This window comes from Streptomyces sp. B8-7 (assembly GCF_058833805.1).
The window spans coordinates 1,621,656-1,635,750 of sequence record NZ_JBYRRL010000001.1; the positions used below are offsets into that span (position 1 = coordinate 1,621,656).

Here is a 14,095-nt window from a genome sequence, read left to right on the forward strand (position 1 = left end):
GAAGTGAACGGCACCACTCTGCGCCCGTCCGCCCGCCGACTCGCCGCCGTCGCGGCGGCCACGGTCCTGGCCACCGCCCCCGCGGTCCTGGCCGGCACGGGCTCCGCGCACGCTACCGGCGGAACCGGTGACGGAACCGCCACCGGAAAGACCGCCGGGGACACCGGCGGGGACACCGGCGGGGACACCGGTGGGGACACCGGCGCGACGGCCGGCGCGAAGGGACGGGCCGACGCGGCCGTCCTCCGCACCGGGCTTGACGTGGCCCTGCTGAACAGGACCGTCGAGGTCCCGCTCGCGGTCTCGCTCAACGAGGTCGAGGCGCCGCGCACCGCCGAGAAGACCGCGCTGACCGCCAGCCTCGACGGCGTCGACGGGGGCAGGCCCTTCAGCGTCCTCTCCGCGGAGGTCGCCGAGGCGAAGGCCGCGGTCGGCGAGCGGAGGGCGGAGGCGAGCACCCGCCTCGCCCATGCCCGGCTGCACGTGCCCGGGCTGCCCCTGCTGTCGGTGATCGAGGTCGAGGAGGTCACCTCCAGCGCGGTCTGCGCGACGGGCGCCGCGCCGGTCGCCGAGGCGAACGTCCTCGGATCGGTGACCGTCCTCGGCAAGCGGGTCACCCTCACCGCGGGCGGTCCGACCGAGGTGCGGGTGCCCGGTGTCGGCGAGGTGCGGCTGGAGCTGTCGAAGCGGTCCACGACGACGGACGCGGCCGCCGCCACCGCCCTGGAGCTCACCGTCTCCCTCAACCCGCTGAAACTGAACGTGGCCGGGGTCGAGGGCGCCCTCACGCTCGCCGAGTCCACCTGTACGACGCCGACGGCCGCCGAGGCCGCCCCGTCCGACGAGGCGGACCCGCCCGCGTCGGCCGGTCCGTCTCCCGCTTCCCGGGTGGAGCCGCAGGGGGCCGCGGCGCAGGCGGGTCTCGCGGAGACGGGTGGTGGTTCGACCACGCCCTACGTGGCGGGCGCGGCGGGCGCGCTGCTGCTGGTGGGCGGAGCCGCGGTGGTCGTCGCCCGACGCCGGGGGTGAGCCGCCGGGCCGCGGCGGGCGCGCGGCGGGGCCCGGCGGCCCGGGGCGCCGTGAGTGCGGTGGCCCCGTCCGACGGGGAGGCCCGGCCCGCGTCGGACGGTCCGTCTCCCGCTTCCCGGGTGGAGCCGCAGGGGGCCGCGGCGCAGGCGGGTCTCGCGGAGACGGGTGGTGGTTCGACCACGCCCTACGTGGCGGGCGCGGCGGCCGCGGCGGGCGCGGTGACGGTGGCGCCGCGCCGGGCCGCGCCCGGTCATGGGCGGTGGCGCGGGCCGGGGACGTCCCGGTGCGCGGAAGGCCGGGCTTGCGGTGCCTGCGCCGGGCCGGGGGCGGTCGGTCGCGGTCGTGGCGGTGGCGTGGCGGTGGCGTGGCGGTGGGTCGGTGTTCGGCGTGGCATGGGTGCCGAGTCGTCGCCGGTCGTGTCACGGCGTGCGCCGAGGTGCCGGCGCCGGACTCGGCGGGCGCGGGGCCCGGTGCCGGTCCGGGCCCGGAAGGCGACGGGGGCCGCCCGGGGCGCGGCGGTGGCGGGGGAGGCCCGGGACGGGACCCGTCCCGGAGGTCCGTCCCTCGCCGGGCCCCCGGCCGCCCCCGGGGGTCTGGGTCTCAGCCGAGGGCCTCCCGCAGCGCCGCCAGGAAACCCGCCGTGGTCCGCTCGTCCCGCACCGCGATCCGCAGCCAGTGCGCGTCCAGGCCGGGGAAGGTGTCCCCGCGCCGCACCGCGTAGCCCAGGTCGCGCAGCCGGATCCGGACCCGCGCCGCGTCCGGCAGCCGCACCAGCACGAACGGCCCCTCGGCGGGCCCGACCACCCGCACGCCGCGGTCGGTGAACGCCGCCAGCCCGGCCACCAGCCGGGCCCGGTCCGCCGCCGTGCGGCGTGCCGCGTCCGCCGCCTGGGCCAGCGCCCGCGACGTGACACAGGCCCGCGTGGCCGCGAGCGCGGGGGTGGACACCGGCCACAGGGGCTGCGCCCGCGCCAGCGCGGCCACCGCGGCGGGCGCGGCCAGCAGGTAGCCCGCCCGCAGCCCGGCCAGCCCCCACGTCTTGGTCAGGCTCCGCAGGACCACCAGCCCCGGCACGTCCGTCCGGCCGGCCAGCGCCTCCCGCTCGCCCGGTACGGCGTCGAGGAACGCCTCGTCCACCACCAGGGTCCGGCCCGGCCGGGCCAGCCCCGTGAGCGTGGCGGCCGGATGCAGCACCGAGGTCGGGTTCGTCGGATTGCCGACCACCACCAGGTCCGCGCCCTCCGGCACCAGCCCCGGGTCGAGCCGGAACCCGTCCGACTCCCGCAGCAGCACCCGGTCCACGGTGTGCCCCGCGTCCCGCAGCGCGGCCTCCGGCTCGGTGAACTGCGGGTGCACCACCACCGGCCGGCGCACCTTCAGCGTCCGCGCCAGCAGCACGAAGGCCTCGGCGGCCCCCGCCGTCAGCAGCACCCGCTCCGGCGGGACGCCGTGCCGCGCCGCGACCGCGTCCCGCGCCGCCCGTCCGTCCGGGTAGGCCGCCAGCCCGGCCAGCGACCCGGCGAGCACCTCCCGCAGCCAGCCGGGCGGTGTGCCCGCGCGCACGTTCACGGCCAGGTCGACCAGCCCGGCGCCCCCGTCCCGGACCTCCGCGTCGCCGTGGTGGCGCAGATCGTGCCCCGGGCCGTCCTCAGCGGGCATGCGCGTGCCCGCCGTGGTGGTGCCCGTGACCGTGCCCGTGGTGGTCGTGCCCGTGGTGGTCGTGGCCGTCGTCGTCCGGGTGGAAGTGCGGCCGCTGCGGGAGCCCCACCTTGTCCTCGAACCCCGGCATGGCGACCCGGTACACGCAGCTGTCGCAGTTCATCCGCAGGTCGCCCCGCACCGCCTCCCCGTACCGCTCCATCACCAGGTCGAGCAGCTCCGGCTCCGGCCCGATGACGTCCGCCGACCGCACGTCCAGCTCCGGGCGGGCGAGCGCCCAGCGCCCGGTCTGCTCCCGCACCCGGTCCGGCAGGATGCCGGTGAACAGGAAGTACGGCAGGACGACGATCCGCCGCGCCCCGAGCCGGGCGCACCGCTCCAGCCCGGCCGGGACGTCCGGCGCGGCCAGCGACACGAACGCGGTCTCCACACCCGCGAAGCCGCGCCCCTCCCACAGCAGCCGGGCCGCCCGGTGCACCTCGGCGTTGGCGTCCGGGTCGGTCGAGCCGCGCCCCACCAGCAGCACCGTCACCTCCTCCGGCGCCCAGTCGCCGAGCACGGCCCGAAGCCGCCGCTCCAGCACGGCCAGCAGCGAGGGGTGCGGGCCGAGCGGACGGCCGTAGGCGTACGAGAGCCCGGGGTGGCGTTCCTTCTCACGGGCCAGAGCCGCCGGGATGTCGCCCTTGGCGTGCCCGGCGGACACCAGCATCAGCGGCACCGCGGCGAACCGTCGTACGCCCCGCTCCACCAGCTCGGCCACCGCCTCGCCCAGCGGCGGCGGGGACAGTTCGATGAATCCGCCCGCGACGGGCAGTTCGGGGTGGCGGCGGCCCAGCTCCCGCACGAAGGCGCGGAAGGCCTCCGCACCGGCTTCGTCCCGGGTGCCGTGGCCGGCGATCAGCAGGGCGGGCGGCGTGGTCACGTGATCTCCTCAGACTGCGGAACAGGGTGGTACAGCAGGGCGTTCAGCGCGGCCGAGGCCACCGCCGAACCGCCCTTCTCGGACACGTTGCTGACCGCGGGCAGCCCGCTCTCGCGCAACGCGGCCTTGGACTCGGCCGCGCCGACGAACCCGACGGGCAGACCGATGACGAGTGCGGGGGAGGCGTCCAGCGTCAGCAGCTCCTCCAGGGCGGTCGGCGCGCAGCCGATCACCCAGATCGCGCCGGGCCCGACCTGCTCGTGGGCCAGCCGTACGGCCCGCGCGGACCGGGTCAGCCCCGGGCCCGGCACGGCGTCCCGGAGCCGGCACACGGTCTCCCGGCGGGTGATGCCGGCCGCGACCATCTCCACGTCCACGACGACGGGCGCCCCGGCGTGCAGCGCGGCGTGCGCCTGCTCCAGGTCGCCCTCGTCCATGACGAGGTCGCGCGCGTACTCCAGGTCGGCGGCGGAGTGGATGACCCGCTCCACGACGGCCCGGGTCAGCGGCGGCAGGTGCGAGGTGTCCAGCCGGGCCCGCAGCCGCCGGAAGGACTCCTCCTCGATGGGGTGGACCACGCGGTTCACCGGGCGCCCTCCGCCGACGGCGCGCGGTCCGCCGGTGTGCCTTCGCCGGCCGGCGCGCGGTCCGCCGGAGCGCCCTCCCCGGACCGCACCGGGTCCGCCGGGGCCGCGCCCTCACCGGGCGGCGCGCCGTCGGCCGGAGCGCCCGCCGCGGACGGCGCCGGCTCCTGCCAGCGGTAGCCGCGCGGAGTCACCATGCGCCCGGCCACGGTCCGGGTCGCGGTGTTGCCCACGACCACCACCGTCATCATGTCGACCGCCTCCGGGTCGAGCGCACCCAGCGAGGTGAGCAGGTCCGACTCGTCCGGCCGGGAGGCGTTGCGCACCACCCCGACCGGGGTGGCGGGGGCGCGGTGCTCGGCGAGGATGCCCAGCGCCTTCGGCAGCTGCCAGTGCCGGCCCCGGCTGCGCGGGTTGTAGAAGGTGACCACGAGGTCGGCCTCCGCCGCCGCCCGCACCCGCCGCTCGATGACCTCCCACGGTGTGTGCAGGTCCGAGAGGCTGATGGACACGTGGTCGTGGCCCAGCGGCGCGCCCAGGACCGCCCCGGCCGCCAGCGCGGCGGTCACCCCGGGCACCCCGACCACGTCGATGTCGTCGGAGGCCTCCGCGAGCGCCGGGGACGCCATCGCGTACACGCCCGCGTCACCGCTGCCGATCAGCGCCACCGCGTGTCCCCGGCGGGCCTCGGCCACCGCCGTGCGGGCCCGCTCCTCCTCCGCGCCCAGCCCCGACTCGAGGACCCGGGTGCCGGGCCGCAGCAGATCGCGGATCTGGTCGACGTACTGGTCCAGGCCGACCACTACCGAGGCGCGCCGCAGCTCCGCGGTCGCGCGCGGGGTGAGCAGGTCCCGGGCGCCCGGCCCGAGCCCGACCAGTGCGAGCCTGCCGCGCCCCGGGCGCCGTACCACGGCGCAGGTGGCCATCGCGGGCCGGGCCGCGGACTTCCGCTTGGGCACGAGCAGTTCGCCCCCGCCGATCAGGGCGGCGGCCTCCGCCACGGACGGCGTGCCCACCGCGGCCAGCGGTGCGTCCGAGGGGTTGGGCACCGCCACCGCGGCCAGGTCCGCGGCGCTGTGCGTCACCAGCGGAACCCCCAGCCGGGCGGCCGCCGCGACGATGCCGGGCTCGGCGGACTTCGCGTCGACGGTGGCCAGTTCGGCGATGCTCGCCGCGGACAGCCCCGCGTCCCGCAGCGTGTCGCCGACCAGGCCGAGCACCTCCTCGACCGGCGCCCCGCTCGACGCGCCCACCCCCACGACCAGGGTCGGCGGGCGCAACAGCACCTCGCCGTCCGCCGGTTCGCCCGCCCGGTCGCTCACCCGGACCCGCAGCCGGCCCCCGGCCGTGCAGGGCAGCGGCGGCAGCGGCCACGCCACCTCCGTCTCCAGCGCGACCGGCTCACCGTCCAGCAGGGCCCGGGTCACCCCGGCGACATCGCCCTCGCAGGGCAGGCCGAGGGTGTCCAGGCCGGGCAGGCCGGCCGCGTCCGTCGCGGTCGTCACCACCGGTTCGGCGGCCAGCACCGCGGCCACCTCGCGGGACAGCGCGTTGGCGCCCCCGGCGTGCCCGCCGAGCAGCGCCACCGCGAACCGGCCGCCCTCGTCGACGCAGACCACGCCCGGGTCGGCCGCTTTCCCGGCCAGCAGCGGCGCCACCAGCCGGACCACCGCGCCGGTGGCGAGGAAGCACACCAGCTGCTCGCACTCGGTGAACGCCCGCCGTACGGCGTCCGCCACCGGGCCGTCGTACACCCGGGTGCGCTCCGGCCAGGCCGCGGCCAGCCGGTCGCGTGCCGCCGCTCCCGCCGCGGTGGCGGAAATGAGCCCGATCACTGGGCAACTCCTTCACTGAGGGCCGGGGGCCGCTCGCCCCACAGCAGGAAAACGGGATTGGCCGCGGCCAGCCGGGTCACCTCGCCCGGCAGCGGCGCCAGCCGCGACGCCTGCAGCAGCACCCCGTCGCAGCTCAGACCGGCGGCGCGGAGCGCCGCGCGAGCCGCGGGCACCCGGTCCAGCGCGGCCAGCGCGACGACCACGGTGCGCCGGGCCCGCCGCGCGCAGGCGGTCACCACGGCGGGCAGTTCGCCGCCGCCACCACCGACGAACACCGCGTCGGGGTCGTCCAGGTCGGACAGCACGGTGGGGGCCGCGCCGTGCACCACCTGCACGTCCACGCCGTGCGCGAGCGCGTTGGCGCGGATGCGTCCCACGCCGTCGGGGGTCTTCTCCACCGCGGTGACGGCGGCCCCCAGACGGGCGCACTCCACGGCGACCGAGCCGGAACCGGCGCCGACGTCCCACACCAGGTCGCCGGGGCGCGGCCCGAGCCGGGCGAGCGCCAGCGCCCGCACCTCGAACTTCGTGATCATCGAGTCGCGGTGGGCGAACTCCCGCTCGTCGAGCGCCCATCCGGCCGGCGGCACCGGCAGCCCGGCGTGCCGGCGCAGGGGGCCGAGCGCCCGCCGTTCGTCCAGGCTGACCACCACACTGACCGCCGGGCCCCAGTCGCGGGCCGCGGCCTCGGCGGGCGTCACCCGCTCCAGCCGCTCCCGCGCGGACCCCAGCTCCGTGCCGACGAGCAGGGTCCGGTCGTACGCCCGCAGCGCCGCGCCCAGTTCGGCCGGCCCGGCACCCGGCCCGGTCAGTACCGCCACCTTGGGGTACGCCCGGCACAGGTTGACGGCCGTGCGCGGGTCCCGCCCGTGCGCGCTGGCCACCACGGCGTCCTCCCAGGGCAGCCCGGCCCGCGCGAACAGTGCCGCCACCGACGACACCCCCGGCCGCACGTCCAGCTGCCCGGGCCCGAACCGGTCGGCCAGCGCCCGCACGATCCCGAAGAAGCCCGGGTCACCGGAGGCCAGCACGACGACCGGGCGGTCCTCGGCGGCGTACTCGGCGATCGCGTCGAGCGCGGGCGCCAGCGGGCCGAGCACGACCCGCGCGGCCGTCCCGGGCAGCCGCGCCGCCTCCAGGTGCCGCCGCCCGCCGACGACCAGCTCCGCTCCGGCCAGGACGTCCTGGCCGGCCGGCCCGCCGGTCCCCGTACCCACCACCGTGATCATGTGCCCGCACCCCGCTCCCGCAGCGCCTTGCGGGCCTGCGGGTCCGCCCTGCGGTGACCGTGGAAGTGCCCCGGGTGGTACAGGTGCGAGCGGGTGCCGTGCGCGTCGAGGGCCGGGCCGACCAGGAACAGGGTGTGCTTCCAGAGCCTGTGCTCCTTCACCGTCTCCTCCAGCGTGCCGACCGTGCACCGCACCACCAGTTCCTCCGGCCAGGTCACCTGGTGGGCGACGATCACCGGGGTGTGCGTCGGATAGCCGCCCTCCAGCAGTTCCCGCACCAGCTGGCCGCTGCGGGCCGCCGACAGGAAGACCGCCATGGTGGTGCCGTGCCGGGCGAACTCGCGGACCTCCTCGCCGGGCGGCATCGGTGTCTTGCCGCCGCCCAGCCGGGTGAGCACGACCGACTGCGCCACCTCCGGCACGGTCAGTTCGCGCCGGGCCAGCGCGGCGACGGCGGAGAAGGAGGAGACGCCCGGCACGACCTCGGTGTCGATGCCGATCTCGTGGCAGCGGTCGAGCTGCTCCTGGGTGCCGCCCCACAGCGCCGGGTCGCCGGAGTGGACGCGGGCCACCCGCAGCCCCTCGCGGTGGGCCCGCCGGTAGACGCCGACCACGTCCTCCAGCGCCATCGGGGCGGAGTCCAGGATCTCCGCGTCGGCCCGCGCGTGGTCGAGGACCTCCGCCTGCACCAGGCTCGCGGCCCAGATCACGACGTCGGCCTCGGCGATCGCCCGTGCGGCCCGGAACGTCAGCAGATCGGCGGCGCCGGGCCCGGCACCGACGAAGGTCACCTTGCCGGCGGGGGCATCAGCCATGGGAAGAGGTCCTCTCCTGCGGTTTCTGCGGTTTCTGCGGTTCTGCGTGGGTTCGCGGGTCGGCGGGGTACGGGGGCACGGGGGGTACGGGGGGTACCGGGGGGGTACGGAGGGGGTGCGGCGGTGCGGTTGTGCGGGGGGCGCGGGCGGCGCGGCTCCGCGGCGGTGCTCCGCCCGCTCCGGGGTGGTTCCGCGGTGCGGGCCGGGCCGGGGGTCACCCCGGTCGCCGGTGGCGGACGTGCGCGGGCGCCCGTCCATCCGATAGCAAGGGGCCATGGCGGTCCTTGTCGCGCTCGGCGCGTTCCTGATGACGCTGGCCGGCGGCTGGACGGCGGGACGTGTCACCGACCGCCGCCACCTCGTGCTCGGCCTGGCCGGAGGCCTGATGCTGGGCGTCGTCGGGCTCGACCTGCTGCCCGAGTCCCTCGACGCGACGGCCGGCGAGGTGTTCGGGGTCCCGACGGCCCTGCTGCTGTTCGTGGCCGGCTTCCTGTTCGCCCATACGGTGGAACGCCTGCTGGCCACCCGCCGTGTTCCGCACGGCGGTCACGAGACCGGGCCCGCCGGACGGCCGGGGCACCGGGACGAACGGCGCACACCCGAGGTGGGGCTGACGGCGGCCGCCGCGATGGTGCTGCACAGCGCGATGGACGGAGTGGCGATCGGCGCGGCCTTCCAGATCGGCGGCGGCATGGGCACGGCCGTCGCCCTGGCGGTGATCGCACACGACTTCGCCGACGGCTTCAACACCTTCACCCTGACGACCCTGTACGGCAACGCCCGCCGCCGGGCGATCGCGATGCTCTTCGCGGACGCCGCCGCACCGGTCGTCGGCGCGGCCTGCGCGGTGTTCCTGAGCATTCCCGAGCCGCTCCTCGGCGGCTATCTCGGCTTCTTCGGCGGCGCGCTGCTCTACCTCGCGGCGGCCGAGATCCTGCCCGAGGCGCACCATGCGCACCCGGCCCGCTCGACGCTGCTGTGCACGGTCGCGGGCGCGGGGTTCATCTGGCTGGTGGTGGGCCTGGCCGAGTGAGAGGCGGATGCTCACAGCCGGCCGCCCCGCCCGCCCTCGCGCCGCGCGGGCGCGATCAGCGTCGACAGGTAGGGCAGCGGTTCGCCGTCGAGACCGCCGGCCGGGCGGACGATCTCCCCGGGCAGGCCGAGCGAGGCCCCCCACACGGCGTCGCCGGTCCGGCCGGTCTCCCGCAGCGCCTCGGCGACCTCGCCGGCCTGCCGCCCGAACTTGTACGCCACCACCGTGCCGGTACCGGCCAGCGCCTCCTTCAGCACGGCCGCCCCGGCGGTGACCGGCACCAGCGTCAGCGGTTCGGTGCCCTCGGCCAGGACCGTCCCGGACCGGGCGGCGAGGTCCTGCATGGCGGTGATGCCGGGAACCGTCCGCACCCGGACGCCCGGCACGAGCGCGCACACGGTCTGCGCGAGGTACGTGAACGTCGAGTAGACGTTGGGGTCCCCGATGGTGGCGAAGGCGACGCTGCCGTGCTCCCGCAGCAGGCCGGCCACCCGGGCGCCCGCGGCGTCCCAGGCGGCCTCGCGGCGCGCCCGGTCGGTGCGCTCGTTCAGCGCGAACACCACCCGGACGACTCGCTCCGGGGGCACGTAGTGCAGCACGGTCGCCTCGGCGCGCCCGCGCTCCCCGGTGTCCATCACCGGGACCACGACGACGCCCGCGTCGCGCAGTGCGTTGACGCCCTTGACGGTCACCAGTTCGGGGTCCCCGGGGCCCACTCCGACCCCGGTCAGGCTGCTGCTCATGACGTCCGGCACCTCTCCACGAACCGACGGGCCGCACCGGGCGCGGCCGCCCAGTGCGTGTGCAGGTAACTCGCGTGCACTCCCTGTTGTACGAAGCCCTCGACGCGGCGTTCAGGGGCGCGCAGCCCCCAGGCGGGAGCCGCCCCGGCGCCCGGCTCGAGGACCGTGCGGTGGAACTCGTGCCCGCGCAGGCGGGTGCCCGCCTCGGCGAGCACGCTGGAGGACACCGCGACCGCGTCCCGGTAGCCGAGGGTCAGCCGCCCGCTCATGCGGGCGGTGGCGTCGAGCACCCCGCACAGGGGCTGCCCGTCCAGCTCCCGGCACAGGTAGAGCAGCCCGGCGCACTCGGCGGCCACCGGCGCGCCGCCGCGGGCCAGGGCGGCGACGGCCGTGCGCAGCGGCTCGTTGGCCGACAGCTCGGCCGCGTACACCTCGGGGAACCCGCCCCCGATGACCAGGCCTCGGGTGCCCGGGGGCAGGTGTGGGTCGTGCAGCGGGTCGAAGACGGCGACCTCTGCTCCCGCGGCGGTGAGCAGCTCGGTGTGCTCGGCGTAGGAGAAGGTGAACGCGGGGCCGCCCGCGACGGCCACGACCGGCGCCGCGGTACGGCCGGCGGCGGCGAGGGCGGTCCGGGCGGCCGTCACCGTCTGCGTGGTCCGCAACGTCTGTGTCGCCTGCGGGGTCGGTGTGGTCGTCGCGGTCCGCGCGGGCGTGCGACCCCCGCCGGCCGCTGCCGTGCGCGCCCCCGCACGCGCCGTCGCCCGCGGGTCCGGGCCCCCGGCCGGACCGGGCGGGTGCGCGGATGCGGGCTCGGGCGCGGGTCCGGCGGTGGCCAGGGCGTCGGCCGGCGACCACGGGGTGTCCGGCAGCGGTCCCGCGGTGCGGGCGAGCGCCGCCAGTCCCTCCAGGTCGCACCCGTCGGCGACCTGCGCGGCCATCGCCGCGACCGCGGCCACCGCGGCGGAGCGGCGTTCGGCGACCGGCACCAGGCCCAGGTGCCGGGACGGCGTCTCCACCTGCCGCGCCCGGCGCAGCGCGCCGAACACCGTCACCCCGGTGGCGTCCAGCGCCTCGCGCAGCAGCTCCTCGTGCCGGTCCGAGGCGACCTTGTTCAGGATGACGCCCCCGATGCGGACCTGGGGGTCCCAGGAGGCGAAGCCGTGCACCAGCGCGGCCACCGACCGCGACTGCGACGAGGCGTCCACGACCAGCACGACCGGGGCCCGCAGCAGCGTGGCGACCTGCGCGGTGGAGGCCAGCTCCCCCTCCCCGGCGGCGCCGTCGTAGAGCCCCATCACGCCCTCGACGACGGCGATGTCGCAGCCGCGGGCCCCGTGCAGGAACAGCGGCGCGACCAGCGCGGTCCCGCACAGGTAGGCGTCCAGGTTCCGCCCGGCCCGGCCGGTCGCGAGCGTGTGGTAGCCGGGGTCGATGTAGTCCGGCCCGACCTTGTGCGGCGACACGGCGAGCCCCCGCGCGGCGAACGCGGCCATCAGCCCCGTGGCCACGGTGGTCTTGCCGCTGCCGGACGAGGGCGCGGCGACGACCAGCCGGGGCACCGACGCCGCGGACCCCGCGGACGGCACCGGCGCCGCGCGTGTCACCGGCGCCGCGGACGCCGCGGAGGTCACCACTCGATGCCCCTCTGGCCCTTCTGGCCCGCGTCCATCGGGTGTTTGACCTTGGACATGTCGGTGACGAGGTCGGCGAAGTCCACCAGCTCCGCGGGCGCGTTGCGTCCGGTGATCACCACATGCTGGGTGCCGGGACGGTTCCGCAGCACGTCGACGACCTCGTCGGTGTCGATCCAGCCCCAGTGCATCGGGTACGCGAACTCGTCCAGCACATAGAGCCGGTACGTCTCGGCGGCCAGGTCCCGCTTGACCTGCTCCCAGCCCTCGCGGGCCTTCTCTTCGTTGCTGACGTTGTCCCCCTGGAGACCGCGCTGCACCCAGGACCAGCCCTCGCCCATCTTGTGCCAGGCGACGGTGCCGCCCTGACCCGAGGCACCGAGCACCCGCAGCGCGTTCTCCTCGCCGACCTTCCACTTCGCCGACTTGACGAACTGGAACACCCCGATCGGCCAGCCCTGGTTCCAGGCCCGCAGCGCCAGCCCGAACGCCGCGGTCGACTTGCCCTTGCCGACGCCCGTGTGCACCACGACCAGCGGCCGGTTGCGCCGCTGCCGGGTCGTCAGTCCGTCGTCCGGGATCACACTCGGCTGTCCCTGAGGCATTACGCGGCCCTCCCCTGCACGTCCCTCACCAGTGCGGCGATGCTGTCCGCCCGCAGTTCCTCCAGCGTGACCGCGGTCCCGCCCAGCTCGCCCGCGAGCTTCCCGGCGAGCCCCAGCCGTACCGGTCCCGACTCGCAGTCCACGACCACCGAGGCGACCGCGTCGGCGGCGAACAGCCCGGCCGCCCTGGAGGCGAGCAGCAGCGGCTCCGGCCCGCCCGTCGCCCGTCCGTCGGTCACCACGACGACCAGCGGCCGCCGTGCCGCGTCCCGCAGCCGCTCCACCCGCAGCACCTCGTGCGCCTTGAGCAGTCCCGCCGCCAGCGGCGTGCGCCCACCGGTGGGCAGCGATGCGAGCCGTGCCGCGGCGGCGTCCACCGAGGAGGTCGGCGGCAGCGCGATCTCGGCGTCGGAACCCCGGAAGGTCACCAGCCCCACCTTGTCGCGCCGCTGGTAGGCGTCGAGCAGCAGCGACAGCACCGCACCCTTGACGGCGCCCATCCGCTGCCGGGCGGCCATGGATCCCGAGGCGTCGACCACGAAGAGGACGAGGTTGCCCTCGCGCCCCTCCCGGACCGCCTGACGCAGATCGTCCCGCCGCACGACCAGCCCCGGCCCGGACCGTCCGCGCGCCCGCTGGTGCGGGGCCGCCGCCTGCACGGTCGCCGCGAGATGCAGCTTCGTCAGCGTGCCGCGCGGCCGCCGGGCCCCGGTCGTCCGCCCGTGCTCGGAGCGTGCCCGCGAGCGCCGCCCGGCGGCACCCCGGCCGATCCCGGGCACGCTGAGCACCTTCGTCCGGTACGGCTCCGCGGCCCGCACCGCGGACTGCTCCGACGCCCCGGAGGCCCCCGGCTCTCCGCCCTCACCGGCCTCGGGCCGCGCGGCGGTGTCCCCGCCCCCGGGTCCCGCGTCCGGCGACGGCTGACCGCCGCCCCCGCCTCCGGGACCGTCCGGACCGGGGTCGGGATCGTCGTCATCGGAGCCGGCCGACTCCTCCAGCGTCCGGTCGAGCCTGTCCTCGTCCAGCCCCGGCGCGTCGAAGGGGTTGCGGCGCCGGCGGTGCGGCAGCGCGAGCAGCGCGGCCTGCCGTACGTCCTCCGCCAGCACGTCCGTCCGCCCGGCCCAGGCCGCCAGCGCCGTGGCGGTGCGCGCCATCACGATGTCGGCGCGCATGCCGTCCACTTCGAAGGCACTGCACACGGTCGCGATCTGCCGGAGCGCGCTGTCGCCCAGCCGTACCTGCGGCAGCACCTTCCTCGCGGCGCTGATCCGTCGCCGGACAGCGGCCTCCTCCTCGGCCCACCGCGCGGTGAACGCGTCGGGGCCGGTGTCGTACTCCAGCCGCCGCCTGACGACCTCCACCCGCTCGTCGGGCTCGCGCGAGGCGGTGACCTCGACGGTCAGCCCGAACCGGTCGAGGAGCTGGGGGCGCAGCTCGCCCTCCTCGGGGTTCATGGTGCCGACCAGCAGGAAGCGGGCCGCGTGCCGCACGGAGACACCCTCGCGCTCCACGTACGAGGCCCCCATCGCCGCCGCGTCCAGCAGAACGTCGACCAGATGGTCGTGCAGGAGGTTGACCTCGTCGACGTACAGGATGCCGCGGTGGGACTGGGCCAGGAGGCCCGGCTCGAAGGCCTTCACGCCCTCGGCCAGGGCACGCTCGATGTCCAGCGCGCCGACCAGACGGTCGTCGGAGGCTCCGACCGGCAGCTCGACGAGGCGGGCGGGACGGTCGGCCGCCGCGCCCGAGTCGTGCGGTCCGTCCGGGCACCCGGGGTCGGGCGAGGCCGGGTCGCAGGAGAAACGGCAGCCGGGTACGACGCTCACCTCCGGGAGAAGCGCCGACAGCGCGCGCACAGCCGTGCTCTTGGCCGTGCCCTTCTCGCCACGCACCAGGACGCCACCGACCGCGGGGCTCACCGCGTTGAGCAGGAGTGCCAGACGCAGGTTGTCCTGACCGACGATGGCGGTGAACGGGTAGGGCGTGTTCACGCGGTGATCACTCCTTCGG

At 77.1% G+C, this 14,095-nt stretch carries 12 protein-coding genes; 2 read left to right on the forward strand and 10 right to left on the reverse strand.

Going from position 1 to position 14,095, the window contains the following annotated elements; genetic code table 11:
* Positions 1 to 3 precede the first annotated feature (3 nt).
* Positions 4 to 1,029, forward strand: a complete 1,026-nt coding sequence (locus AC5K6T_RS06760; protein ID WP_493206489.1) for an SCO1860 family LAETG-anchored protein — start codon at positions 4 to 6, stop codon at positions 1,027 to 1,029.
* A 600-nt stretch (positions 1,030 to 1,629) separates the two neighbouring features.
* On the opposite strand, the gene cobC is transcribed toward AC5K6T_RS06760, so the two are convergent.
* The 6 genes from cobC to cobM are packed head-to-tail and all read right to left on the reverse strand — an operon-like array spanning position 1,630 to position 8,073.
* A complete protein-coding gene (gene cobC, locus AC5K6T_RS06765) occupies positions 1,630 to 2,688 on the reverse strand; it encodes an Rv2231c family histidinol phosphate aminotransferase CobC (RefSeq protein ID WP_493206490.1) in 1,059 nt (352 codons plus the stop codon).
* Positions 2,678 to 3,610 carry a sirohydrochlorin chelatase gene (locus AC5K6T_RS06770; RefSeq protein ID WP_493206491.1) on the reverse strand — a complete coding sequence of 311 codons (933 nt, stop codon included), beginning with the start codon at positions 3,608 to 3,610 and terminating at the stop codon, positions 2,678 to 2,680. The genes cobC and AC5K6T_RS06770 overlap by 11 nt, the downstream gene beginning before the upstream one ends.
* Entirely contained in the window at positions 3,607 to 4,197 is a 591-nt protein-coding gene (locus tag AC5K6T_RS06775) for a precorrin-8X methylmutase (RefSeq protein WP_493206493.1), read from the reverse strand. The genes AC5K6T_RS06770 and AC5K6T_RS06775 overlap by 4 nt, the downstream gene beginning before the upstream one ends.
* The gene (gene cobJ, locus AC5K6T_RS06780) at positions 4,194 to 6,029 is read right to left on the reverse strand and encodes a precorrin-3B C(17)-methyltransferase (RefSeq protein WP_493206494.1); all 1,836 of its coding nucleotides are present in this window, start codon (positions 6,027 to 6,029) and stop codon (positions 4,194 to 4,196) included. Before cobJ ends, AC5K6T_RS06775 begins: the two co-directional genes overlap by 4 nt.
* The gene (gene cbiE, locus AC5K6T_RS06785) at positions 6,026 to 7,258 is read right to left on the reverse strand and encodes a precorrin-6y C5,15-methyltransferase (decarboxylating) subunit CbiE (protein ID WP_493206495.1); all 1,233 of its coding nucleotides are present in this window, start codon (positions 7,256 to 7,258) and stop codon (positions 6,026 to 6,028) included. Before cbiE ends, cobJ begins: the two co-directional genes overlap by 4 nt.
* Positions 7,255 to 8,073 (reverse strand): precorrin-4 C(11)-methyltransferase, encoded by an 819-nt coding sequence (cobM, locus tag AC5K6T_RS06790; RefSeq protein ID WP_493206497.1) that lies wholly within the window; start codon positions 8,071 to 8,073, stop codon positions 7,255 to 7,257. The genes cbiE and cobM overlap by 4 nt, the downstream gene beginning before the upstream one ends.
* A gap of 274 nt (positions 8,074 to 8,347) precedes the next feature.
* Between cobM and AC5K6T_RS06795 the strand changes: the two genes are divergently transcribed.
* Positions 8,348 to 9,106 (forward strand): ZIP family metal transporter, encoded by a 759-nt coding sequence (locus AC5K6T_RS06795; protein WP_493206498.1) that lies wholly within the window; start codon positions 8,348 to 8,350, stop codon positions 9,104 to 9,106.
* An 11-nt stretch (positions 9,107 to 9,117) separates the two neighbouring features.
* Here AC5K6T_RS06795 and cobI read toward each other — a convergent pair whose 3' ends face one another.
* The 4 genes from cobI to AC5K6T_RS06815 are packed head-to-tail and all read right to left on the reverse strand — an operon-like array spanning position 9,118 to position 14,076.
* Positions 9,118 to 9,849 (reverse strand): precorrin-2 C(20)-methyltransferase, encoded by a 732-nt coding sequence (gene cobI, locus AC5K6T_RS06800; protein ID WP_493206500.1) that lies wholly within the window; start codon positions 9,847 to 9,849, stop codon positions 9,118 to 9,120.
* Positions 9,846 to 11,435, reverse strand: a complete 1,590-nt coding sequence (locus AC5K6T_RS06805) for a cobyrinic acid a,c-diamide synthase CobB (protein ID WP_493207395.1) — start codon at positions 11,433 to 11,435, stop codon at positions 9,846 to 9,848. The genes cobI and AC5K6T_RS06805 overlap by 4 nt, the downstream gene beginning before the upstream one ends.
* 41 nt (positions 11,436 to 11,476) lie before the next feature.
* Positions 11,477 to 12,085: a cob(I)yrinic acid a,c-diamide adenosyltransferase gene (cobO, locus tag AC5K6T_RS06810; protein ID WP_493206501.1), complete on the reverse strand. Its 609-nt coding sequence runs from the start codon at positions 12,083 to 12,085 to the stop codon at positions 11,477 to 11,479.
* A complete protein-coding gene (locus AC5K6T_RS06815; RefSeq protein WP_493206502.1) occupies positions 12,085 to 14,076 on the reverse strand; it encodes a putative cobaltochelatase in 1,992 nt (663 codons plus the stop codon). Before AC5K6T_RS06815 ends, cobO begins: the two co-directional genes overlap by 1 nt.
* Positions 14,077 to 14,095 lie beyond the last annotated feature (19 nt).